At 56.4% G+C, this 25202-nt stretch carries 19 protein-coding genes; all 19 read left to right on the forward strand.

Annotation, left to right across the window (positions count from 1 at the left end; genetic code table 11):
• Positions 1–11: 11 nt before the first annotated feature.
• The 19 genes from HRU82_16200 (at position 12) to HRU82_16290 (ending at position 25202) form a co-directional block, all read left to right on the forward strand.
• On the forward strand, positions 12–1097 hold the full coding sequence (locus HRU82_16200) for a hypothetical protein (protein QOJ36388.1): 1086 nt from the start codon (positions 12–14) through the stop codon (positions 1095–1097).
• Positions 1094–2962 (forward strand): cytochrome ubiquinol oxidase subunit I, encoded by a 1869-nt coding sequence (locus tag HRU82_16205; GenBank protein QOJ36389.1) that lies wholly within the window; start codon positions 1094–1096, stop codon positions 2960–2962. The genes HRU82_16200 and HRU82_16205 overlap by 4 nt, the downstream gene beginning before the upstream one ends.
• Before the next feature lie 31 nt (positions 2963–2993).
• Positions 2994–3656 (forward strand): DUF3047 domain-containing protein, encoded by a 663-nt coding sequence (locus tag HRU82_16210; protein QOJ36390.1) that lies wholly within the window; start codon positions 2994–2996, stop codon positions 3654–3656.
• A 34-nt stretch (positions 3657–3690) separates the two neighbouring features.
• Positions 3691–4086, forward strand: coding sequence for a hypothetical protein (locus HRU82_16215; protein QOJ36391.1), 396 nt, complete (start codon positions 3691–3693; stop codon positions 4084–4086).
• Between the two features lie 15 nt (positions 4087–4101).
• Positions 4102–5016, forward strand: a complete 915-nt coding sequence (locus HRU82_16220; GenBank protein ID QOJ36392.1) for a formylglycine-generating enzyme family protein — start codon at positions 4102–4104, stop codon at positions 5014–5016.
• A gap of 11 nt (positions 5017–5027) precedes the next feature.
• Positions 5028–5939 carry an SUMF1/EgtB/PvdO family nonheme iron enzyme gene (locus HRU82_16225; GenBank protein ID QOJ36393.1) on the forward strand — a complete coding sequence of 304 codons (912 nt, stop codon included), beginning with the start codon at positions 5028–5030 and terminating at the stop codon, positions 5937–5939.
• 554 nt (positions 5940–6493) lie between these two features.
• On the forward strand, positions 6494–8407 hold the full coding sequence (locus HRU82_16230; protein QOJ36394.1) for a cytochrome ubiquinol oxidase subunit I: 1914 nt from the start codon (positions 6494–6496) through the stop codon (positions 8405–8407).
• A gap of 95 nt (positions 8408–8502) precedes the next feature.
• Complete coding sequence (locus HRU82_16235; GenBank protein ID QOJ36395.1) at positions 8503–9819, forward strand: nitric oxide reductase; 1317 nt, start codon at positions 8503–8505, stop codon at positions 9817–9819.
• A gap of 54 nt (positions 9820–9873) precedes the next feature.
• A complete protein-coding gene (locus HRU82_16240) occupies positions 9874–10911 on the forward strand; it encodes a cytochrome c (protein QOJ36396.1) in 1038 nt (345 codons plus the stop codon).
• 46 nt (positions 10912–10957) lie between these two features.
• Complete coding sequence (locus HRU82_16245) at positions 10958–12742, forward strand: c-type cytochrome (GenBank protein QOJ36397.1); 1785 nt, start codon at positions 10958–10960, stop codon at positions 12740–12742.
• Positions 12743–12854: 112 nt separating this feature from the next.
• Positions 12855–13511, forward strand: a complete 657-nt coding sequence (locus tag HRU82_16250; protein QOJ36398.1) for a molybdenum cofactor guanylyltransferase — start codon at positions 12855–12857, stop codon at positions 13509–13511.
• Between the two features lie 277 nt (positions 13512–13788).
• Positions 13789–14535: a glycosyltransferase family 9 protein gene (locus HRU82_16255; protein ID QOJ36399.1), complete on the forward strand. Its 747-nt coding sequence runs from the start codon at positions 13789–13791 to the stop codon at positions 14533–14535.
• An 82-nt stretch (positions 14536–14617) separates the two neighbouring features.
• Positions 14618–16372 (forward strand): arginine--tRNA ligase, encoded by a 1755-nt coding sequence (locus HRU82_16260; protein QOJ36400.1) that lies wholly within the window; start codon positions 14618–14620, stop codon positions 16370–16372.
• 11 nt (positions 16373–16383) lie between these two features.
• The gene (tgt, locus tag HRU82_16265; protein QOJ36401.1) at positions 16384–17544 is read left to right on the forward strand and encodes a tRNA guanosine(34) transglycosylase Tgt; all 1161 of its coding nucleotides are present in this window, start codon (positions 16384–16386) and stop codon (positions 17542–17544) included.
• Positions 17545–17565: 21 nt separating this feature from the next.
• On the forward strand, positions 17566–17886 hold the full coding sequence (yajC, locus tag HRU82_16270; GenBank protein ID QOJ36402.1) for a preprotein translocase subunit YajC: 321 nt from the start codon (positions 17566–17568) through the stop codon (positions 17884–17886).
• 35 nt (positions 17887–17921) lie between these two features.
• Entirely contained in the window at positions 17922–19571 is a 1650-nt protein-coding gene (gene secD / locus HRU82_16275; protein QOJ36403.1) for a protein translocase subunit SecD, read from the forward strand.
• Between the two features lie 12 nt (positions 19572–19583).
• Positions 19584–20501, forward strand: coding sequence for a protein translocase subunit SecF (gene secF, locus HRU82_16280; protein QOJ36404.1), 918 nt, complete (start codon positions 19584–19586; stop codon positions 20499–20501).
• A 76-nt stretch (positions 20502–20577) separates the two neighbouring features.
• Positions 20578–23754, forward strand: coding sequence for a PAS domain S-box protein (locus HRU82_16285; protein QOJ37244.1), 3177 nt, complete (start codon positions 20578–20580; stop codon positions 23752–23754).
• Positions 23751–25202 carry a sigma-54-dependent Fis family transcriptional regulator gene (locus HRU82_16290; protein QOJ36405.1) on the forward strand — a complete coding sequence of 484 codons (1452 nt, stop codon included), beginning with the start codon at positions 23751–23753 and terminating at the stop codon, positions 25200–25202. Before HRU82_16285 ends, HRU82_16290 begins: the two co-directional genes overlap by 4 nt.

Below are 25202 nucleotides of genomic sequence, written 5' to 3' on the forward strand. Positions count from 1 at the left end.
CGAAAGAACGCATGTTACATCGGTTAGCTTTACGAGTCCTCCCGAGTTTGACCCTAGCCGTGACGGAGGATTCTGTTCGCACGAGAAAGCGTGTGGTGATGTTCGTACCGGGACTGGTGGCCTTTGCCGTCTACCGGGCCGCGAAGCACGTCACGTCACTGTCTGAGCCGTTGACCCTCCTCTTGCTGAGCGGACTCGTCTCGCTGGCGACCGCCATCTGCGCCTATCGCGTGGGGCGTACGGTGCCGTTCTCTCGGTTAATCGATGAAGACGGGGTTCCGCGGATCGTCTGGGTCTTGGCGTGGATCGGCTTCGTCTACGGGGTTCAGCTGTCACTCCTGGTGCTGGCCCTGCTCTGGCTGGTGGGATACGACTATGCCAAGCATCCTGACGGTCCCGCGATGATGGCGATCATTATTCCTTGTACGGCGGTTGCGCGCGACGCCTTCGAAATCGGCCATATCCGTTGGCTGGAACGAAGCGGACGTCCCTTCGCGACGTTCCCGGATGGTGTGGCCCTACGGGCGCTGCTGCGGCGGATTCCGCCGGCGATGATGCAATGGCTGGGGCTGGGCGTCGTCAGTTGCGTGGGGTTGTCCCTCGCTGTGATGCCTCTGGTGAACGGGGATTGGGCCGTGTTGGTGGAGGGAGCCCTTGTGACGTTGGTAGCGGGGACCGTCGCGCTGCCGGCGTTTCTTTCCGGTCAGGCCGGCGGAAGGGATTGGGTTCCTCAATTCACCAATATGGGCTGGGGCGAGTTGTTGAAGTTTTGGTGGTGGCCTGGGTTGGCCTTCGCCTCGACTTATTACCTGGTGTTGGTCGGCAGCTGCCTGTATGTATTGAAACAACCGGTGGCTTCTCCGTGGTTCTTCACGACGGCGGCGGCGGTCGTCGGCGCTGTGATGGCCTTGTATTGTTACTACTTGGGGGATCGGCGTGACGTGGAAAACCGCGAGCGCGGCAGCGTGTCCGGCGCCCTCTTGCGATGTCCTTTCGTGATGGGAATTCTCGGAAAGTCCCGGGAGGCTCTTGTCGGTCCTCCGCTGAGTGAGCCCGCGGCCGCCTTTGAGAAACACAACCAGAGAGTGTCGTCATGATCAAGCGCCTTTGTTTACAGTCCGGGTTCGTGACGTTGGTGTGTTGTGCGCTGCTCGCGATCGCCGGCTCGTTGTGGGGCTCTCATCTGCTGGAAAACGCCGAACGGTCCACGGACGTGTACTTTCATACGACGGGGATTGCCAGTGGGCCGTCCGCACCGACCGGCAACGAGAGCCACTATCCTCAATACGGCGCGCTCGATAGCCGCTTGTTGATGTGGCTCATCATTCAGCAGCACACCTATTTCGGAGGATTCGTCCTCGCGTTGCCGATCTTTTGCGTCTTGTTGGAATTTCTTGGATTGGTGGCGCGGAATCCTGCGATGGCCATGCGGTACGATGGTTTGGCGCAGGACCTCCTGAAAGTGGCGCTGCTCGCGATCTCCGTGACGGCCGTCGTCGGCAGCGTCATGCTGACCATGTTCATCGTGCTGTATCCCAGCTTCATGCAATACATGGGCGGCACGTTCAAGATCATGATGCCGATTTATGCCCTCGTTTTCGTCGGCACCACGTTTCTCACCATTGCCTACTATTACAGCTGGGACCGGTTGGCTGGGCCTGATTCCAAGTGGGTCCACCTGTCCATGGGCCTGCTGGCCATCGTCTTCGGCACCTCCTTGCTGCTTCTGGCGAACGCCTGGTCGGCGTTCATGATGGCTCCGTCAGGGGTTGACGGTCAGGGGCGCTACTTGGGGAATCCATGGCATCTGCTGCGGTCAGCCTTGTGGAATCCGCTGAACCTGCACCGGTTCCTTGCCGACATCATGTCGGGGGGCGCTGTGGTGTTGGCCTATGCCTGTTATCGGTTCTTCACCGGAAAGAGTCAGGAGGAGCGGGCGTATTACGATTGGGTCGGTTATGTCTTCCTCTTCGTCACGGTGTGTGCCCTGTTGCCGATGCCGTTTGCCGGCTACTGGTTGATGCGCTCGGTGTATGCCTATAGCCAAAGCATGGGCGTGACCATGATGGGCGGGTTGTTGACATGGCTCTTTGTCGTGCAAGCGCTCTTGATCGGCGCTCTCTTTCTGGGCGTCAACTATTATCTCTGGCAGAGTATGGGACGGATTCGCGGTGGGGAGCGATACCAAGCCTATTACCAGTATCTGTTGCTCGCCCTGTGCGGCTGTCTGTTCATCTGGCTGACGCCGCACACCATTCTGATGACCGGAACCGAAGTGAAGGCCATGGGCGGAGCGCAGCACCCTGTGATTGGAAACTATGGAGTGATGTCGTCGAAGAATGGCGCGGTGAATGTCATGATTTGTATCACCGCCTTGAGTTACATCTTCTACCGTCGTGCAAACCGCACCATGACAATCTCTTGGGCCAGGAGGGGGAATTTGGCGCTCGGGGTGCTGTTCGGTCTTGGGATGGCCCATATCATCGGGTTGTCGATCTATGGGTTTTACCTCCCGGCCAGTGTTCGAGTGGCGTTGTCGGGGCCTCAAGCGGTCACGACACTGGTGGTGGTGGCAGTGGGCTTGCTCCTGAATCGACGGATGCTGCAGGGCGCGACCGTTCATGGACCGGTGCAGTGGGGGCATATTTCGGTTCGTGGGATGGTGGGGTTGTTCGGATTGGCTGCGGCCTTTACGTGGGTGATGGGGCTGATGGGCTACATCCGGTCTTCCGGTCGCCTGGCGTGGCATGTAAACGAATTGATGCCCGATACGTCGCCCTGGGCGTTCACGCCTTCACTGGGGTTCGCTGCGAAGATGGTCACGATCAACATGGTGATGTTTTGGGGAGCCGTATTCTTCCTGTTTTGGGTCTGCGAACGGGGGCAGCAACCGGTTTTGCATGAAGATCTCAGCGCAGAGCGGGAGGCGGGGTTTCTCCCTTCTCCCTCGCACGAAGCCTAGACGGGAGTCCATCGAAAGGTATGGTGCGGAAATGAGTAGGAAGGTGTTGTATGGTGCTCTGTGGATGCTGGGACTCTTGGGGTTGGGAGAGGTAAGCGGAACTCCGCCCGTTGCGTACGCAGGGGATCGAACTGTCCTGGTGTTGGAAGATTTTCAGTCCGCCGATCAAGATGGATTTCCCCTCGAGTGGCAGCATGAAAATCAGCGTAGTCAGGCCAAGGGGCGCGAAGCATACAGAATCCAGGCCGAGAACGGACAGAAGTTTCTGTCCGCGAAGGATGCTGGGCAGCGGGTCAAGAAGCGGAAGATCGAGTGGGATCCCAAGGCATATCCCATTTTGACGTGGCGCTGGCGTCTCCACAAGGCTCCTGATGGGTCTGAGCCGATTGCGGCCGTATACGCTTCGCTTGATACGGATCTCCTATTTATCCCCGTGTTCACGAAATACATCTGGAGCGGGGGAAAGCCGGAAGGCACGATCGTCGAAGGCGGCATGTTCAGTGGTTCCGAGATCGTCGTGCAAAGCGGCTTGCGTCCCGTAGGGGAGTGGGTCGAGGAGCGTATCAATGTCTACGAGGACTTCAAGCGCATTCACAAACATGAGCCGGCGGAAAAGGCCTGGGGGATCTCATTGTTTGCTGGGCCGGGGGTGGAGATTGATTTCGGTTCGATTACGGTGAGTGCGGCGAAGTGAGTTGTTCGGAGGATATGTCGAGGGATGGAGCTGTATGACAGCTATCAACAGACCGTCGCGCCGCGCCATCTTCGATGTGGTCTTCGGTGTGCTCGTCATGGGCACCGTCGGAGCGTTAATTGGAACGATTCTGGGGGGCTCGTCTATCCCATTGGCTTCTGGATTGGGCCTGGCGCTTGGCGCCGTGGTCGGGTTTCTCGGCGGACGTCGATTTCTGGTGAGTATTTTGGTGGGCGCCGTGCTTGGTGGCCTATTGGCGTGGGTGATCGCGGGTATGGAAAAAGTATCGTTCGGAGCCGGGGCGGGCGCGGCCATGGGGGGATTTCTCGGCGTCCAGATTTCAATGCTTTTGGATATGCGGGCTGCTCGAAAGGCTATGGAGGCGGAGGAGAGGGCCGCCTCCCCCCAGCCGGCAGAGACCAAATCGTGAGGGGCGAGTAGGGTCATGGAAAATAGAGGTGTATTGATCGGGTCGATCATCTTCGTGTTTGCCTCGTTCATCCTGATGATCGCGGGCTTGGTGTACGAGTCCTACAAGGCCAAACAGATGCGAGAGCTGGCATTGTCGATCAAGACCGAGACCAAGGCCGTCGAGGTGGCGGCGGCCCAGGATTTTTCCATGTACAAGACGCTCGTTGGAGATGATGGGCGCGAGATGGTTCAGATCTCAGAGGGACCGTTCGTGATGGGCAGCCGTGACAACGACAGCGACCCTGACGAAAAGCCGGAACACCAGGTGTATCTAAAGGCCTTCTTCATCGATAAGAAGGAAGTGACGCAAGATGAGTACGATCGTTTCGCCAAGATGACGAAGCGGTTTAAACGAAAAATCGAGGTATTCGAGGACGATCCGGCCAAGCTCCTGAAACCTGAAAATCCGATGATCGCTGTTACGTGGGACGATGCGGAGGCCTACTGCAAATGGGCCGGGAAGCGTTTGCCCACCGAGGCGGAATGGGAGAAGGCAGCGCGCGGAGAGGGGAAGCGTCGATATCCGTGGGGAGAGGAGTTTGCTGTCGGATCGGCGAATATTGACGGCAACGAAGATGGATTTCGTTATCTGGGGCCTCCTGGTTCATTCGAGTCTGGTCGTAGTCCGTACGGTGTCTATGACATGACTGGCAACGTTGCCGAATGGGTTGCCGATTTTTACGATGAAAATTATTATCGCAAGGCTCCCTACCGTGACCCGAAGGGGCCGGATCAGGGTGAGCAACGTGTCATTCGCGGCGGCTCATGGCGGGAAACGAAGCGGAATGTACGGACCTCCAAGCGCTTCCAAGCGAAACCGTGGCGACATGACATCACAGTCGGATTTCGCTGCGCGAAAGACATCGAGGTAGATAGGGCATCCAGATAAGACCCGGCGCCATGCTTGAAACACGCTTCAAGGTCGTTTTTCTTTTGGTGGTGCTGCTCGCCGCCAGCATGCCGCTGGTGGGGATTCTCCAAGGGACTATTTCTACGCCATTTGAAGCACAGCCGAAGCATTCCCTTGATGATGTCGGCGACTCGTCCCCCGAACCGGCATCTTTGGAGGCGCCGTTGGCGGAAGAACTTGTGGCTATTCCGGCCGGTCCGTTCGTGCTTGGGACGAATCAGGGGGGATTTGATGAACGACCGGAACGGACGATCTATCTAGACGAGTTTCTCATCGATCGTTATGAAGTGACCAATTCGCAATATGCAGCTTTTGTTGCGGCCACAGGTCATCGAAAAGCAGGCCCCCCTTCGCGCTATGCAAAAAATACGGGTCGAATGCGGGGGGTGAACCAGCCTGCCGTGTACGTATCCTGGGATGACGCCAAGGCCTACTGTGCCTGGAGTGGAAGGCGTTTACCTACTGAGGCCGAATGGGAAAAGGCCATGCGGGGCGAGGATGGCCGACTTTGGCCATGGGGAAATATTGAGATCCCTGACGGCGCAAATTGGGCTCGCGTAGATGATGGGTTTGGCGTGGCTGCCCCTGTGGGACGAGTAAAAAGTGACGCCAGTCCCTATGGTGTCATGGATGGTGCAGGTAATGTGATGGAGTGGGTTGAGGATTGGTATTTGGAGACTGCTTACAAGGAGGCTCCGGATCGAAACCCCCCCGTCCCTGAATTCGGCATATATAAGGTGTTGCGGGGTGCCGCATATACGAGTTCGGGGTTGGATCTGCGCATCACAGCCCGCAGTAAAATGATGCCGGATTTTCGAGATGAAACCATCGGCTTTCGCTGTGCCCAATCGGTGAGTGGAAAAGGTAGGATTGAGTCCGAAGTTCTGCGCGGAAAATCATAGAAAATCAAAGTAGTAGAGGATCAGAAACACGGCCAAAATGATATTGACAACCATTCCGGCCAAAACTATAATGTCGAACACTTTTGAGTTTTTTGCCATAAAAATCCCCTTAAAAAACAATTAAGTGAGGGATTTTGATTAGCACAGAGTAGGTGGTGTGTCAATTTAAAATACGCACTTAAAACGCTGGGAGAATTACGATGGAAGCTGCTCAGGACGACGTCAAGATTAAGATTGGGAAAATGATTTTCTACATTACCTGTGCAGTGAGCACGTGGTTCTTCTATTGGTTCGGAGGGATTCAGTGCCCTTGTTGAGCCCGCGTCCTCTGACTGTAAAACGCTTATCATCTTGAAGGGGGTTTGAGATGGGGCAGACGATCGTATATTTCGTGGTATCGATACTGATTTGTGTTTCATTTTTTGCGGCCGTTGATCACTTCTTGATGGACGCCCAGGGACTGGATTTCTGGTATCTCCTGCGGAAGTAATCGTCTGGATGTCAGGGGGTCTGAGTCTGTTTTTCACATACGAGATGTATCAAGGAGGTAACCCATGGGCTCTGTAACCCGCACGAAGTTGATGTCGATCATGGCGCTGGTCGCGATGATCGGCCTCCTCCTCATGCCTGTTTTGGTTGCGATCCCTGCCCTTGCTGCTGATGCACCAGCTGCTGATGCGAAAAAAGAGGGCGGCGATGCAAAGGTTGAGAAGGGGAGGGATGTTTACTACAAGACGGAGGGTATTGTATCTGGGCCACCCGCTCCCAAGACCACGGATGGAGAGAAGGATTATCCAAGGTATAACTTTGAGAGTCGGGTTCTCCTTTGGTTCGCCAACCAGCAGCACCTGTATTACGGTAGCTTCGTTTTGGCGGTTCCGATTTTTTGTATGATTATTGAGTTCATGGGGGTTGTGACTAAGGATAAGGCTCTGGCCAAGCGGTATGACCAGCTTGCCTACGACTTTATCAAGATCAGTCTGACTGCTTATTCATTGACCGCTATTCTGGGCGGTATTCTGATCTTTACCTTCCTGACTCTCTATCCCGCGTTCTTCCAGTATCTTTCGGGTATTTTCCGTCCTGTCATGCACATTTATGCCTTGATGTTCGTGGCGGAGAGCGGAACTCTCTATATCTATTACTACGGCTGGGACAAGATGAAGGAGGGATTCCTGAAGTGGATCCACCTCAGTATGTCCGTCATTTTGAACGTCATTGGGACGATTCTGATGTTCCTTGCGAACTCCTGGATCGGTTTCATGATGTCTCCTGCCGGTGTGGATGAGCAGGGGCGGTATCTGGGAAACATTTGGCATGTGATCCACACTGCTTTATGGAATCCCCTCAATCTGCATCGTATTCTCGGTAATATGGCTTTCGGCGGTGGTGTTGTGGCTGCCTACGCAGCCTATCGATTCCTTTCTGCTAAAACGGATGAGGAGCGAGCTCACTATGACTGGATGGGCTATATTGCGATGGCCCTGGGAGTGTCATTCTTGATTCCTCTGCCGTTTGCTGGGTACTGGTTGATGCGCGAGGTCTACGCCTATCGGCAGCAGATGGGTATTACTCTGATGGGTGGCTTGTTGGCATGGTTGTTCATTATCCAGGCCACGATGATCGGGATCTTGTTCCTTAGTACTAATTATTACCTTTGGCAGGCGCTTGGCCGTATGCGCGGTGCTGAAAAGTACCAGCGTTACATCAAGTATCTGGTATTTCTGCTGACTTGTGGATTCCTCGTGTTTATCACTCCTCATACCATGGTTATGACCCCGGCGGAATTGAAGGCTATGGGTGGTCAGCAACATCCTGTGCTCGGAAATTATGGCGTCATGTCCGCCAAGAACGGGGGCATTAACGTTATCATTACGACCACGGTTTTGAGCTTTGTCTGGTACATGCGCGGCAATAAGGTTTCGACAGTTTCTTGGTCTAAGTTCGGAAACATCTTCATGGGGTGTTTCTTCTTCTTCGCCTATTTCAACATTATTATGCTGGCAGTGTATGGCTATTACATTCCTGCCAACGTGCGCGTGGGCCTCTCAGTTCCTCAGGTGGCCACGACGCTGTCGTGTCTCTTCTTCATGTTTGCTCTCAACAGCGTCATGATGAAGGGGGCGAAGCAAATGGGTCCGATTGAATGGGGAAAGATATCGGCTCGATCGCAATATGCTCTTATCATGTTGGCGACAGCCTTTACCTGGATGATGGGTCTGATGGGATACATTAGGTCATCGGTGCGGCTGTTCTGGCACGTGAATGAGATTATGAGGGATAACTCGCCGTGGGCCTATACTCACACGGTAGGTTTCGCAGCGAACATGATTTCTGCGAATGTTCTCTTCTTCTGGATCAGCATTATGTTTGTCTTCTGGTTGGGTGCGCTTGCGGCGAAGAAGGCCCCGGTCGAAGCTAAGGCGCCAATTCCTGGACGTGCTCCAGAGCCGGCCGTAGGTCACTAATTTTAAGGCGATTGAAACGAATCAAATGGGGGAAGTCGCCTGGGATGTTGCTTAGGGCGACCTTGGGGCTTCCCCCCATGCAGGAGGTTTGAGCTGTGATTGAACTCATAAAAGAGGCCTTAGCGATCGGCTGGCCTGCGCTCGGGATTCTCATCGCCTTATTGTTTTATTTCAAGGCGTCGATTAGTGACCCCGTGGCAAACAAGCGTGCGGTATTCAAGACATTCATTGGTATTCTGGGCGCTATTCTGTTGTTTATGGCGATTGCTAATTACAAGATGAATTTCTTCGCCGAATCGAGGCTCTTGCCGGTGTCGCTGGTCTTGATCACCTCCATGACGTTCATGATGGCCCTTTATTTTACGAATATCAGCGCGTTGCTGAAAATCGGGGGCTTCATGTTCTTCATCGCGGCGGCGCTATCTGGTTACGGAAATTGGTTGCCTCAAGTTGAAGGTGGATTCCCGCCCATTGAGGAAAAGAAAGACTTTAGCAACATGCCACAGACTGAGCTTGCCGACGAAGGTGAGAAGATCATCTTCGGAGGAGTGGGGCAGAACAAGGTTCAGGGGGCAATTGGAAAGGGGCAGTGTCCGCTTTGCCATGCCTTTCACAAGGGAATGTTGGGAGAGCGTGCCCCGAACCTCGATGGGATTCCAGAGCGGGCCGAAACTCAGATTAATGATCCCCGTTATCACAAGGGGAACCCTGCTGCTCGAGATTCCAACCAGAAAGAGGCATTCCCTGGTTCTGGCACAGCCGAAAATGGAATCGAATATATTGCGGAGTCGCATGCCTGCCCTAGTTGCTTCGTCGTGGCAGGTTTTGGCGTGAAGGGTACGAACGATAAAGAAAGTCCGATGCCCTCAATCCATAAGCCGCCAATTTCATTGAGTCTTCCAGAGTTGGCCGCGGTCGATACGTGGCTCTACGTTCGTGAAGGGCGGGAGGCTCCATCTTTCGATGAGATCGTTAAGGCCTATGAAAAGTTTATCCCAGAATCCGAGCGCCCGAAGCCGCCCACAGAGGGTGAGGCCAAAGGTGGTGGCGGTAGTGCACTAATGGCTGACGGAACAGAGCCCGTGGATCAGATTTTTGCCAAGGGTCAGTGCGTTGCTTGCCACACGATCCCTGGCATCCCTGGGGCGACCGGCACCATCGGTCCGAAGCTTGTTGAGGGAACAAACGCGCCGCTACGGATCAAAGACAAGGATTACAAGGGCAAGGCGAAGAACGTTCCGGACTATATTATGGAGTCCATCATTGAACCGAGCGCTTATGTCGTAAAGGGCTTTCCGGACAACACTATGCCGAAAGTGTTTGGTCAGAAGCTTAGTGCCGGAGCCTTGAAGAAGCTTGTAGACTACCTCTCGCAGGTGCAAGAGGGGAAGGAGCCGCCAAAGGCCTCGTAAGTTTAGCGGTGCAGTCCGGCTCTATTCTACTAAGGAACAAAGGGAGATGATGTAATGAAAGCACTAATGTCAGTCGGAGCACTGATTGGTGTCGTCGGACTGCTCATGTTGATCGGAATGATCTTCGGGGTGGTTCCCTCGAATACTGTCAGGTTAGTTGAGGGCTATATGCCCATGCAGATCCTGAGTGAGCTGGCGGTTTTTGTGGCTGGTTTCGCCGGACTGAGTTACTTGCTGAATTCGATGGGGTTTGCAATTCCACGGTTTTGGCAGGGAGTGCTCTTTTGGGTATTCATTCAGAGCTATTTGAAGTTCCGTGTATATCCGCCGATTCCTTTCAGTGTTCGGGCCATGTACGGTACGGTTTCGATGGTGGCGGTCTTCATGTGGGTTTCTGCCAACGAAGAAGACTGGAAAAAGTTTCGGCAGCCGATCATCAACGTGCTCGATGCCAATACGGGCTTTCACAAGGCCCTGCGGACTATGTATCTGATTCTGCTGCCCCTCTTGATCGGCGGATTTTCCTTCCTCAGTATGAAGCCGAGTGTGGACGAGCCCATTGAGCTTCGGACCGTTCACCCAGCGCCTCCAGCCAGTACTAAGGTGCACGGAAAGACCTACACGCTTCAGACGTCGCAGAACCCGTTCCGGGTTAATCTCGAAGGTAAGTACGACCAGGAGTACAGCAACAAATTAATTGTTGAACAGGGTATGGGCCGCCTAATGGCTCCCAACGCGAATCCCTGGGATGAAAAGGCTGAAGGCTATCTAAAGTATGTGCGCGAGGGCGGAGAAATTTTCTTCCAGAATTGTCACTTCTGCCACGGGGATAATTTAAACGGTCGTGGCCTCCATGCTTTTGCCTTTAATCCCATTCCTGCCAATTTCACAGACCCAGGCACCATTGCCCAGTTACAGGAGACGTTCATCTTCTGGCGCGTGGCTAAGGGTGGTATCGGTCTTCCAAATGAAGGCTTCCCTTGGGCATCGGTCATGCCGCCGTGGGAACAACATCTGACTACGGATGAAATCTGGAAGGTGATTCTGTTTGAGTACTGGCACACAGGTTATTATCCGCGAACCTGGGATTAATGCATATATTTCAAACAACCTGGGAGAACAGGTGGTGAGGTTAATAATGAGCAAACTGCGTTCGAAAGCAAAGCCCAAGTTGATGGCTGGGGCCTCGCTAAGTGCCATTCTCTTTATGGGCGGTTTTGTGTCGGTTGGGCATGCCGGAGATATGCCGGAAGGCTTCCAGAAGGGTGAGTTGGCCCCAGCACCTCCAGCCGACATGATTGAAGCTGGTAAGCGGGTCTATTTCACCAAGTGCGTGTGGTGTCATGGGGTCGATGGTGCAGGCGATGGCCCAGGTGCCGATCGTCTATGGCCACGCCCTCGGAATTTCAACCAAGGTACGTTTAAAATTCGGCATACGGCGAGCGGAGAACTTCCGCTTTTCAATTACAACGAAAAAATGCCGGATTCGAATAAGAACGACTTGTTGGACACAGTCACTCACGGTTTGCCTGGCTCAGCAATGCCACCGTGGGAAGGCATCCTGACGGAGGAGCAGCGTATCCAGGTTCTCGCTTTCGTGACCACTCAGCTTGTCAAGGATCGAAAATTTACCGACAAGGCTTCGGAAACCCAAACGATTCTTCAAATGGCTACTCTCAAGCCTGCGGAGCCGACTGAGGAAAGTCTCAAGAAGGGTGCTGAGCTAATTGTTGAAAAGAAGTGTATCGAGTGTCATGGTGTCGAAGGGCGAGGAGACGGTAACGCGTTTAACCTCAAGGATGACTGGGGTTTTTCCATCCAACCGGCCGACTGGCACAAATGTTGGAACTTCCGGGGGAGCCGTCAGGATCCTTACAATGTGCGTAATATTTTCCGCACGTTCTCAACAGGAGTGAACGGAACTCCCATGCCGTCTTTTGCGGATAGCACTTCCATTGAAGAGCGGTGGAACATTGCTAACTTCGTGAATTCATTGTGTGAACGTGATGACGAAGGGAAGCCATTGGGCATCGATCCTCTGACAGATAAGCCCAAAATCAACTTTGTGATTCCTTCTTCCCCGGTTGAAGGGGAAATTTCGGACGATCCTGAGAATGAGATGTGGAAGAAGCAGGGGCGCCGTTATGTGGCAATGGGTGGTCAAATCACCCATAAGCCTCGTAACTTCGTCAACCGCATTGACGATCTTTGGGTGAAGTCTCTGTACAACGACAAAAACGTCGTGTACCTGATTCAGTGGGACGATCGTACGAAGAGCGTGGCGGAAGGGAAGCTTCCATGGGCTCCCACCCAGGTCAATGTTGAAAACTTTGGAGTAAAGGAGCAAGCTCCGAAGACGGGTGAGGAAGGTTCGATCGCCGCGGCACAGAACAACTACACCGTCTACAATGACGCTCTCGCATTTCAATTCCCGATCAAATGGCAGGAGATTCCAGCACCATTCAAGCCTCGCTACTTGTTCGGCGATGCAAAGTTTAATGCCGATATCTTGAAGTGGGAAGCGGATGGCTCGCTGCGTTCCTTTAAGGGGACTGGGTGGGATCAGGACTTTGAAGAGCGTGATGACTTCGAAGAAAAAGTCAAGTTGATGAAAGCAGAGTGGAAGAATGGCCGTTGGAGCGTAATGATCTCCCGCCCGCTGAAGGGTGATAAGGATGATTATGATGAATACACTCGCTTCGACGTCGGCAAGTACATTCCGATGGTCTTCTTCGCGTGGGATGGCCATAACGGAGACGCCGGACGGAAGATGGCGGTATCTGCGTTCTATTATACGATTCTTGAGCCACCGATCCCGCAGGAAGTCTACATCTACCCGGCAATTATCGCTGTGGGTGTAGTGATTCTTGAAGGTTGGATGCTCACTCGGCGTGCAAACAAGAAGAAGGGTAAGACTCTGTAATTGCTAGCCCACAGACTCAGTGGTCTGACGAGGGGGTGAGGAAACTCACCCCCTCGTGTTTTTTGCTCAGGAATAAGCTCAATGATCTCGATCAAATTTTGATCGTGTTCCGGTGAAAATTCGCGGGGGCGGGTTGGGCGTGACCAAGAAGGAAGTCATCGAGAATGTATCGGGCGTTCTGGTTGCCGGCGGGAAAAGTCGTCGGATGGGGAGCGACAAACGCTTCCTTGAGCTGGCAGGCAAGAGAGTGTTTGACCGCACACTAGCTCTCTTGGAGGTTCTCTTTAGCGAAAACTTCATTGTCCTGGCGGAGCCAGTTCCTGGTTTACAGTGTGGGACCGCGAGAATTGTCTACGACCGTGTGCCGAATGCCGGTAGCTTAGGCGGCCTGTATACCGGCTTGCTGACTGCAACACATGAACGGAGTTTTGCAGTTGCCTGTGATATGCCTTTTCTCGACCCAGAGGTTATCCGGTTTATGGCCTCGTTTGACCCATCGGCTGATGTCGTGGTGGCAGAAGTGAAGGGACAACTACAACCCCTGCACGCAATGTACTCACGCCGGTGCACCCCGTTTCTTCGTGGTATGGCCGACCAACAAGATCTCAAGATTCAGCATCTGTTTCGTGACCCAAGCCTACGGGTGTCTGTGGTCCGCTCCGAAGATCTGGAGGGAGTAGGAAGTGGCGTCGCTTCTTTCCAAAACATCAATACACCAGAAGATTTGGCGCGGATTACGAGGGTATCCCGTCTGCATCATGGTGGATGAGAACGATGCAGTTTCTTGCGCCAAGGCTGTATTGATCATTCACCCAGGCGCTCTGGGCGATGTACTTTTGAGCCGTTCCGCCATTCGAACGATCCACCTCAAGTTTCCGCAACATGAACTTATTTTCTTGGCCGACAGGTCGGTCGGGTCGCTCCTGTTGGAGTGCGGAGAAATCAACCGATTCGTTCCCATTGATTCATCGTGCCTCACGGAGCTGTGTGCAGGAGAGGAGCACATCCATCCTCTATTCCGGTCTTGGTTGAGTCGTTGTGAATACGTGGTTGGGTGGCTGCGCGATCCCGACGGCGCTGTGGCTGCAACGGTTCAAAGTCTCGGCATCCATAACGTGATGGTCATGTCGCCGTTCTCGCCGGGCCTTCGAGCGCGCCACCAGGCGGAGCGTTATTTAGAGACCATTGACGGTTTGGGCTGCGCTGCGTCCTCCTTTCAGCCGCTCATGCTTCCTCAGAGACTGAGTGCGGAAGGACCTCGCTACCTTGAGCACGTTGCTCGAAATGATTCGAGACCACTCGCGATCATTCATCCCGGGAGCGGCAGCGCACACAAATGTATGGAACCATGGCGGTTGGCAAAGCTTGTCGAATGGATGCGCGGCCAGGGCTTGTTGCCCATGCTATTAGAAGGTCCGTCAGACCTAGGCTCTGTGACGCAACTTCGATCGCTGTTGCAAAGGCCGGTGGCAGTCATGCGGAATCTGGATCTGTGTACCGTCGCTGCGGTGTTGTCGCATGCCACGTTGTTCGTTGGGCATGATTCTGGGATCACGCATCTCGCTGCCGCCCTTTCTGTTCCCACCCTTGCCTGTTTCGGTCCGACTGATTCTCGGCGATGGGCACCGCTCGGTCCCAACGTGACCACTCTGACCGGAGAGCCGTGCACTTGTCCGACTTGGGATGCCGTTCAATGCTGTCGTGAACGGAAGTGCCTTCACATCGCACCCGATCGAATGATCGACGGCTGCCGTATGGCTCTGGCGACTCGATCGAGCGCGCCAATTCTGTGACCACGATCTTGTCTCTCATCGCTTGGTATGTTAGATTGCCGGTTTGTTTTTCTCTTTTTCCACGCAGACTTAGGAGTTCCTGGTGACGCAAGGGGTCGTGCAAGACAAAGTCGGTGCGGCATTGATCGGTGCGCTGCAGCTCGCGCGACAGCGGGGGCTGCTCAAGCTTGAGCAGCCCCCGACCGTGACCCTTGAAGCGCCGAAGCGGCCGGAATGGGGCGATGTGTCGTCCAACCTTGCCATGTCTCTGTCTTCATCCGAGCGGCGCCCACCGTTTGAAATCGCCCAGATCATTCTCGATCATCTGGAGCAGCGCGAGGAACTGTTCGAGCGCATCGAGATTGTGCGCCCTGGGTTTCTCAACTTCACGGTCAAACGGACACAGTGGTTGGAGGTGCTTAGGGAGATCGAATCGGCAGGTGAAAAGTTCGGTCATAGTCAACTCGGGCGTGGGCGTCGTGTCCTCGTCGAGTATGTGAGCGCAAATCCCACCGGTCCATTGCATGTTGGGCATGGGCGTGGTGCGGCGGTCGGGCAGGCGTTGGTGCGCCTGCTTCGCGCCACCGGTCACGAAGCGGTCAGCGAGTACTATATCAACGATGCCGGTCGGCAAATGAAGTTGCTGGGTGTATCCGTCCTCGCCCGTTATCTCGAGTCCTTTGGGCGAGTCGTGACTTTTCCGGAGGATGGGTACCAAGGCGAATACGTTCGCGCCGTGGCTACCCGGATCAAGGCGGCTCAGGGCGATGCCTTGTTGTCGCTGCCGACCGAAGAGGCCGAGCAGCAGAGTCGAGAATTTGCTTATCGCGAACTGCTCGACCGCATTCGCCAAGACCTGGATACATTCGGTGTTTCCTTCGAGTCATGGTTCAGCGAAGCCTCGCTGTTGTCAGCCGGCACCGTGGAACAGGTGCTAGCGGAACTGCGTGCGAAAGACTTGCTGTTTGAGCAAGAGGGAGCGGAGTGGTTTCGGTCCTCCGCCTTCGGGGATGAAAAGGATCGGGTCGTCAGAAAACGCGAGGGCGACTACACGTATCTCGCATCGGACATTGCCTATCACCGCGATAAGTTGCGCCGGGGGTACGATCTGCTGGTGGACGTGTGGGGGGCCGATCACCATGGGTATATTCCCCGCATGCAAGGCGTGGTGCAGGCATACGGCTATCCCAAGGAACGGCTGAAGGTCGTACTGGTGCAGATGGTGAATCTGTTGCGCGGTGGAAAGAAAGTGGAGATGTCCAAGCGGGCGGGAGAATTCATTACTCTGCGAGAGGTTATGGACGAGGTGGGGGCGGATGCCGCAAAGTTTTTCTTTCTCATGCGTGATTCCGGCACGCATCTGGATTTCGATTTGGAGCTGGCCAAACAGCAATCGCAAGAGAACCCGGTGTATTATGTCCAGTACGCCCACGCTCGCATCGCCAGTTTGCGACGCGTTGCGGCGGCACGCGGGATCGAGTGTCCGCTCCCGAATCAAGCCGACCTCACGCTGCTTGAGGATCCGGATGAGTTTGCGCTGATCCGGAAATTGTCCCTATTTCCGGTGATAATCCAGGCGAGTGCCGCCGAGCTTGAACCCCATCGGGTTGCCTATTATCTCCGAGAGTTGGCGGGGATGCTGCATCCCTTCTACAACAAACATCGCATCCTCCCGCCGATGCCCGACCACGAGGGACCCGGCTCTTCGTCGTCCGACCATCCGGCGTCTACGGCACGTCGATCGGAAAGCGGGAATCCGGGATTGACGGGAGCGAGATTGGCCTTGATGTGGAGCGTTCAACAAGTCGTGCGGAACGGATTGCACGTGCTCGGGGTGTCAGCTCCGGATCAGATGTAGGACCCGAATCCATGCTGTCCTTCCGAGTCACCCATGAAGAATCAACCGGCTGCGCTCGAGTCGGCGTGCTGAGCACAGGACGTGGAGAGATCCCCACCCCAGCCTTTATGCCGGTCGGCTCGTTGGGCAATGTCCGCACAGTCGATGGCGACGAGCTCCTCAAGATGGGTTACGGCTTGATCTTGAACAACGCCTATCACCTGTACCTGCGACCGGGCCATAAGATCGTACAAGAGCTTGGCGGAGTCCACGGATTTACGGCTTGGCCCGGAGCTATCCTCACGGACAGTGGCGGCTTCCAGGTGTTCAGCTTGGCCAAGTTTTGCAAGGTGACGGATGAAGGGGTAACGTTTCAATCGCACATCGATGGGTCGGCTCGGTTTATCAGCCCGGAGACGGCGATTGAAATCCAAGAGGCCCTGGGGGCCGATATCATCATGGCTTTCGATCACGTCGTGGCCTTGCCCTCCTCGCCTGAGCAGGTGCGAGATGCGGCGGTACGGTCCTCGTTGTGGGCGAAGCGTTGTGCGGATGCCAAGCGGCGGACGGACCAGTCGCTCTTCGGCATCGTGCAGGGAGGGCTGGATCCGGGATTGAGAGGACGGTCGGCCCGTGATCTCGTATCGATCGGATTTGACGGGTATGCCGTCGGTGGATTGTCGGTGGGTGAGGCCAAGGTCGACATGTACGCCATGTTGGACGTAACGGTTCCTGAACTTCCTTCGAACAAGCCGCGTTATCTGATGGGGGTCGGGATGCCGGAGGACCTCGTCGAGGGCGTAGCGCGCGGCATTGATCTGTTCGATTGCGTCGTGCCGTCCCGGCATGGTCGAACCGGCTGGCTGTTTACGTCCTTTGGGCGGGTCGTCATCAAACAGGCGCGGTATGCCCGCGATGAGCAGCCGATCGATCCAGCCTGCCGTTGTCCGGTGTGTATGCGCTACACAAGGGCCTATCTGCACCATTTGTTCGATGTGAAGGAGATGCTGGGAGCCCGACTCAATACCATTCACAATTTATGGTTTTTCGCGCAACTGATGCAGGACATCCGCAATGCCCTGCGCAACGGGACCTTTCAGGCGTTTCGGCAGGAGTTTCACCGTACCTATGTGGTGGACCGGCCCGGCGAAGATGCCAGGCCAGAGACGTCGGGCGCGGACCGTTTATTCTAACGAGCGAGATTGGGGGCTACGATGTGGGAGTCGGTGGCATGGGCTCAGGGAGCCTCGGGGAACGGAGCGCCGGGCAGCAGTCTCTTGTCGCTGGTGCCGTTTGTCCTGATCTTCGCCATCTTTTATTTCATGTTGATTCTGCCGCAGCAGAAGCGCCAGAAGCAGCTGAAAGCGATGGTCGAGGCCCTGAAAAAGGGCGATAAGGTGATCACCGCATCCGGGATCTGGGGCACGGTCACCAATGTCGGGAAGGCCACAGTGACGCTGCAGATCGCGGACACGACCAAAATCAAAATTCAGAAAGAGCATATCGCGCGACTGCGCGGTGACGAAGAAGACTAACGCGAGCGGTGGAGACGGGAAGGACTGGCGGACGTATGAAAAAAGTCGGTGGACGGTTGTTGGCGTTGGTGGCCATGGTGGTGGTCTCGGGTATCTTTTTCCTGCCCTCGTATCAACCTCTCTATAAGGAGCTGCCGCGGTGGGTCAGGGAGGTCCTTCCCGACAAGGGCATTACCTTGGGGCTGGACCTGCAAGGCGGCATCCATTTGGTTTTGGAAGTGGAGGAAGAGCGGGCTGTGGAGATTGCGGTGGAGCGGACCGCTACGAGCCTGCAAGATCTGCTGGTCGAGAAGAAAATCCCCGCCGAGTCGGTCAAGCGTAGCGGCCCGACGCAGATCACCATTGGGTTCCAGAACGCGGAGTTGAAAGCCCAGGTGCAGAAGTTGCTGGATGAGTTTCCCACCTATCTGGAAGTGGAATCCCAGGGTTCGGCTCACTCGGTGGTGTGGGAGTTGCGGGAGGCGGAGATCAAACGCATCAAGGATTCCGCCATCAACCAGGCGTTGGAAACCATTCGGAACCGGATCGACCAGTTCGGCGTGGCGGAGCCCTTGATCCAGCGGCAAGGTTTGAAGCAGGTGGTGGTGCAGCTTCCCGGCATCAAAGATGCCAAGCTGGCCAAAGATTTGATCAAGCAGACGGCCCTGCTCGAATTCAAGCTTTTGGATGAGGAAAACCAACTCAAACTGGATCTGCCGGCTCGGGTGCAGAAGGGCAAGGAACGTGAAGAGGCCTTCCTGAAGCAGGTGGAAGGCAAGGTGCCGGACGGCGACCAGATTCTGTTTGAACGCATCGTCGAGCGGGAGAGCGGCCAGGAATGGCTCACGCCCTATCTGGTCAAGAAGCGAGTCATGCTGGCGGGCGACGTGCTGAGCGATGCGCGGGTGTCCATCGGGCAATTCAACGAGCCCTATGTGTCGGTGACCTTCGATGCCAAGGGTGCGAGGGAATTCGATCGCATCACAGGGGAGAACGTCAAAAAGCGCATGGCGATCGTCCTCGACAACAACATCTATTCCGCTCCGGTCATTCAGGAACGGATCAGCGGCGGCCGTGCACAGATCACCGGTACGTTCTCGATGGAGGAGGCCAACAATCTGGCGATCGTCCTCAGGGCCGGCGCCTTGCCGGCGCCGCTCAAGATCATTCAGGACCTGACGGTCGGCCCCTCACTCGGCCGTGACTCGATCGAGAAAGGGGTGAAGGCGACGCTCTTCGCGGGACTACTCGTCATCATCTTCATGGCGACCTACTATCGGCTGTCCGGCGTGATCGCGAATTTCGCGCTCATGCTCAATCTCATTTGTCTCATCGGGTCGCTTGCGGCGTTGAATGCCACGCTGACGTTGCCCGGTATCGCCGGCATCATCCTCACCATCGGCATGGGCGTAGACTCGAACGTCCTGATCTTCGAGCGCATTCGCGAGGAACTGCGCCAGGGCAAGCCGGTGCGGTTGGCGATCGATGCCGGCTACGATAAGGCGCTCCTCACCATCGTAGACTCACACGTGACGACGTTGATTACCGGATTCGCGCTGTTCCTCTTCGGCACCGGACCGATCAAGGGCTTTGCCGTCACCCTCTGTCTCGGCATCGCTATCAATCTCTTTACAGCCTTAGTCGGCACCAAGGTCGTGTTCGATGTGCTGAATCAGCGCAAGAAAGTTGAGCAGCTCAGCATTTAGGAAGGAGTGGGCATGTTCGAAATTTTAGGGAAGACCAACATCGATTTCATGGGGAAGCGCTACATCAGCTTCGCCATCTCCGGCCTGTTGGCGCTGCTCGGGCTGCTCGCGGTGCTCCAGATTGCGCGCGGAGCTGCGAATTTGGGCATCGACTTTGCCGGCGGTACGGCCGTGCAGTTGAAATTCGACCAGCCGATCCGGATCGACGAAGCTCGCCGGGCACTGGAAACCAACGGGCTGCAATCGGCCGAGTTGCAGGAGTTCACCCAGGACAACAAACTCTTGGTGCGCGTCAAGGCCTCGACGACGATCGAGGAAAAAATCGCGGAACGGGTCGTCGCCGTCTTCAGTAAGGAGTTTCCCGGCAACAAGTTCGTGGTCGATTCCAGCACGGAAATCGGTCCGACGATCGGAAAAAAACTTCAAGAAGACGCCATGATCGCGGTGCTGATTTCCTTCGTGGGCATTGTGGCCTATATCGCCGTGCGGTTTGAGCTGCGTTTCGGCGTGGCGGCGGCGCTGGCGACGTTCCATGACGTGCTGGCCGTGCTGGGGGTCTTCTATATCCTTGACAAGGAAATTACCCTGTTGGTCGTGACCGCCCTCTTGACGCTGGCGGGGTATTCCCTCACCGATACCGTCGTGGTCTTCGATCGGATCCGCGAAAATCTGCGTTCCCGTCGGCGAGAAGATGAGGAAACCATCATCAATGGGGCGATCAATCAAGTGCTGAGCCGGACCATCGTCACCAGTCTGACGGTCGTGATCGTGTTGATCCCATTGGTGCTGGCCGGCGCCGAGGTCTTGCATGATTTCTCGCTGGCGTTGCTGGGGGGCGTCATGTTCGGCACCTACTCCTCGGTCTTCGTGGCAAGTCCCCTGTTGCTGCTATGGCCCGGCAGCTCCGGGAACCTCATGAAGCGTCGTTAGGCATCGACTCCTCCGAGCCGGCGCCGGGGCCTGCATGAGGACGGACAAGGGCCGTTTGTCGGGGCAAGCCGCATCCATGCTGTTCTGGAGTCGGTCTCACAGCCTCCAACGAAAGATCATCACGGCAATCGTGATGGTCGGGCTCCTCCCACTGGGGCTGTCGCTCGTGTTGACCTACCTGGAAGAGCGGCGGGCGCTTCGGGAAACGATCGGCGCCAACTTCAAAGAAACCGCAGTGGAAGCCGCGCGGCGGATCGAAATGCAGGTCACCCGCGGCATCAACGAGGCTCAGCAGCTGGCCGCCACGCCGTTCCTCCGCACCTCCGTCACCGAATCCAACCGCACCTACGTGGACAAGGACGAGAAGACCGTCCAGTCCATGATCAAAGCCTGGCAACAACGCTGGCGGCAGCGGGACAAGCAGAGCGAATTTCCCCTGTTCATCAATCGTATCGTCACCAACTACCTGATTCGGTGGCATGACATTCGAAAGGCCGACTACGTCGGCATTTTCGTCACCGACAATCGCGGGGCGCTAGTCGTGAGTTCGATCCCGCAGGTCGAATACTATTACGGCAAGACGTCGTGGTGGCAGTCGGTCGTGAAGCATGGGACGGGCAAGGTGTTTGTCAGCGATATCTTCTTCGACCCTGCATTTGGCACGCACGTCGTCAACGTGTCCGCCCCCCTCATCGACGACGAGCAGCACATGGCGATCGGTGCGGTGACTATCCTGTTGCGACGGGATACGTTGTTCCATTCCGTGTCTGAAGTCACCATCGGGCGGACTGGTCATGCCATGCTGTTGAGTTCCGACGGCGCCCCGTTGATCTGCCCGATCCTGGCGCCTGAAGAGCATACGGTGAGGCCGGAATTGGTAGCCGCCATCGGGGCGAACCAAGCTGGCTGGACCACTGCGACCAATGATTCGCACGGCGGGCAGAATTCGCTCGTCGGCTTCGCCCCGGTCCGCCTCGGCGAGCATCTCACGTCGGATAGCCTTGGCGGCAAGCGCTGGGTCACCTTCGTTCGCCAAGACCCCGAGGAGTCGTTCGCCCCGCTCTCGCGGTTGGTGCTCCAGGTGACGGTCTATGGGCTCGGCGTCTTCGGAGTCCTATGGTTAACCGGGCTGGCCGTGGCGCGACGCATCGCCCGGCCGATCAGCCTGCTGCATGAAGGAGTGCAGCGGATCGGGAGCGGCCGCCTGGACCAGCAGCTCGACCTGAAGACCGGCGATGAGATCGAGCAATTGGCCGACGCCTTCAACAAAATGGCGTCCAATTTGCGCGTTTCCTTCGAACAGATCGAACAACGAATGGACGAGGTCCGTCGGCTGGAGGCGCGCTACCGCGATCTCATTGAGCACTCCCCCGAGATGATCTATCAGCTCAACAAGGCCGGGCAGTTCGTGCACGTGAACCAGACCGGGTTGGAAAAACTTGGGTATTCGCTGGAGGAAATGTTGCACATGCGTCTCTGGGATCTGGTGCCCAAGGGGCGGGAGACGGAGGTGCTGGCCTATTTGGAGCGGCTGGTGTCGCAGGGGCGCAGTACGATGGAAACGGTCTTCGTGGCGGCGGACGGTCATCCTATCGATGTCGAGATCCATGCCACGGCGTTGTTCGAGAGCGGCGGCGGGTTGGTGCATTCCCGCGCCTTCGTACGCGACGTCACGGAACGGCGGCTGCTCGAAGAGCAGATCCATCGCTACACCACCCAACTCGAACAGGCGGTGAATGAACGCACCAGACAGTTGGTCGCGTCCCAGGAGCGATACAAGGCGTTGTTCGATCTCGTGGCGGACTCCGTTTTCATGGTGGGGGAGGACGGGATCATCGTGGCGGTCAACAAGCGAGAGGAACAGGCTCTCGGCTATTCGGAACGGCAGGTGGTCGGAAGCAGTATCTTGAACGTGGTGGAGCCGCAGTACCATGACGAGATGGAGTCGCTCTTGGCCAAGATACGCGCCGGTGAGCGGCAGGTGCCGACCCAGGAGATGATGGTGCGCGATGCCGGCGGCAGGGAAACACCGGTCGAAATGGACCTGATTCTGGTCCGCGGCAGCGATCACTCGTGGGTGATGGTCCAGTTGCGCGACATTACCGATCGCAAGCGGCTCGAGCGGCAAATGCAGACCTATCAGCAGGAATTGGAAGCGCAAGTCACCGAACGGACCCGCGAGATCGAGGAGACGAAACAGTATCTGCAAAACCTGTTGGAGAATGCCAACGATGTGATTTACACCCTGGACAGTGAACAGTGTTTTACCTATGTCAACAGCAAGATTCTGTCGTGGGGATATGCTAAGGAAGATCTCCTGGGGCGTCCGTACCTCATCCTGTTATCCAAGCGGCATCGGGGCCGTCGGCTGAAATCGACTCTGGATATCGGAGTCAAACAGGTGTATGAGGTCGAGGTGTTGACCAAGTCGGGCGAGACGCGCTCCGTCATGGTCAGTGTCTCGCCGTTGCATGGGGTGGGCGGAGAGATTCTCGGCGTGCTCGGCATCGCCCGGGACATGACGGAGACGAAGCGGCTCGAACAACAAATCAGGAACTCGGAAAAACTGGCGTCCGTCGGGAAACTTGCCGCCGGCGTGGCTCACGAGATCAACAACCCGTTGGGCGGCATTCTCAACTGCCTGTACAACTTGCGTAAGGGGACGCTTTCGCCGGCGCGGCGTGACGAATATGTCGCCTCGATGGAAGACGGATTGCGGCGGGTTCAGAAGATCGTGCGGCAGTTGTTGGATTTTTCCCAGCAGCACAATCCCGAATTGGCGCTCGCCGATATGAACCAGGTCGTCAACCGGGTCTTGCTGTTGACCGATCATCTGTTCGTTCCTCAAGGTGTGCGGTTAGAGACGGCGTTGGCCGGCGATTTGCCGGACATTATGATCGACCGCCACATGATGGAGCAGGTCTTGATGAACCTCGTGCTCAATGCCGTCCAAGCCATGCGAACGGGCGGTGTCTTATCCATTCAGACTGCGGTCGAGGGTGGGGATTGCGTGGTACGCATTCGTGATTCGGGCTGCGGGATTTCCCCATCGGTCTTACCGCGCATTTTCGACCCATTCTTTACGACCAAGAACGAGGGGGAGGGGACCGGGCTTGGGTTGTCGGTCAGTCTGGGTATCGTGGAGCGGCATGGTGGAAAAATCAGCGTTGACAGCGAAGTGGGAAAAGGCACGACGTTCACCGTCTCGATCCCGCTGACGGCCGAACGGTACGCCATCGGGAGGTTCTCGTGAAGGGGCTCAGTGTACTGATCGTCGATGACGAACCGCTCATGCGGCTTTCGATGGTGGATGCGTTGGAAGAGGTGGGTTGTGAGGTGACGGCGGCGGCGACCGGGACGGAAGGGATGACCCTGCTCGGGACCAGGCAGTTCGATGTGGTGATTACCGATCTCCGCCTCCCCGGCGCAGACGGTCTGGCGATCTTGAAGACCTGCAAGGAGCGCAGCCCCGGCACGGAGGTCATTCTGATCACCGCCCATGCGTCGGTCGATACAGCTGTGGGCGCCATCAAGTTGGGCGCGTACGATTACATCACCAAACCCTTCCACATGGACGAATTGCTGGTCATCGTCGAGCGCGTCGGCAAAGTCGTGGGCTTGAGACGAGAGAATCTCCAGTTGAAGGAGGAACTGGCGGATCGGTTCAGCTTCGGCGGAATCCTGGGGGCTCATCCTCACATGCGGGCGTTGCTCGAAAAGATCAAGGTAGTCGCCTCGACCGAATCCCCGGTTCTGCTGATCGGGGAGCCGGGCACGGGAAAAGAACTGGTTGCCCATGCCATTCATTTGCACAGTCCTCGGCGAGATCAACCCTTGCTCAAGGTGAGCTGTGGCGATTTGCCGGAGCCGTTGCTGGAGGCCGAACTGTTCGGGCATGAAAAGGGCGCATCACCCTCGACGCCGAGACGCCGACGTGGACGGTTGGAATTGGCCCATCGCGGGACGCTCCTTCTAAAACATATCGAGGCCTTGCCGCTCCGATTGCAGGCGAAGCTGGTGCGGGTTCTGCAGGAAAAACGCTTCGAGCGTGTCGGCGGACGAGAGCCCGTCGAGGTGGATGTCCGGATCCTCGGCGCTGTGCCGCAGGAGCTGACCGAGGCCGTGGCCGACGGGCGGTTCCGTGCGGATTTGCATGCGGTCCTGGGAGCGGTGCAGTTCGTCATGCCGCCTTTGCGCGAGCGCCGGGAGGACGTGCTGATCATCGCCGAACAGGTAATGCAGGCGCAGTCGGCGAAGCTCGGCAAGGCCTTGGGCGGGATCGCCCCGTCCAGTCGGGACCTGCTGCTGCGATATTCCTTTCCCGGTAATGTCGGAGAATTGCAACGGATGATTGAACGCGCGGTCGGGCTGAGTCGCGAAGAGGAAGCTTTGCAGCCGTGGGATCTGTGCGGGTTTCAATCCTGTCCGTACCTTGGCGGTGCGCCGCAAGCGGATTGCGGTTTTTGCGCGGAGGGCTTGGCGGTCGAGATGAGAAAGACCGTCGCTCAGGCGCCCGCGACGCTCGCCTCGGCCCGCGATGAATTCGAGCGAGACTATATTCTTGGCGTCTTAAAGCAGGTGGGCGGCAGCCGTACCAGCGCTGCCGCCGTCCTCGGACTGTCTCGGAAGGCCTTATGGGATAAGTGTAAGCGCTACGGGATCCCTTCCGCCAAGGGGGAAGCGGAGGAACCCGAGGACTAG

This window comes from Nitrospira sp. (assembly GCA_015709715.1).
Lineage (GTDB): Bacteria > Nitrospirota > Nitrospiria > Nitrospirales > Nitrospiraceae > Nitrospira_A.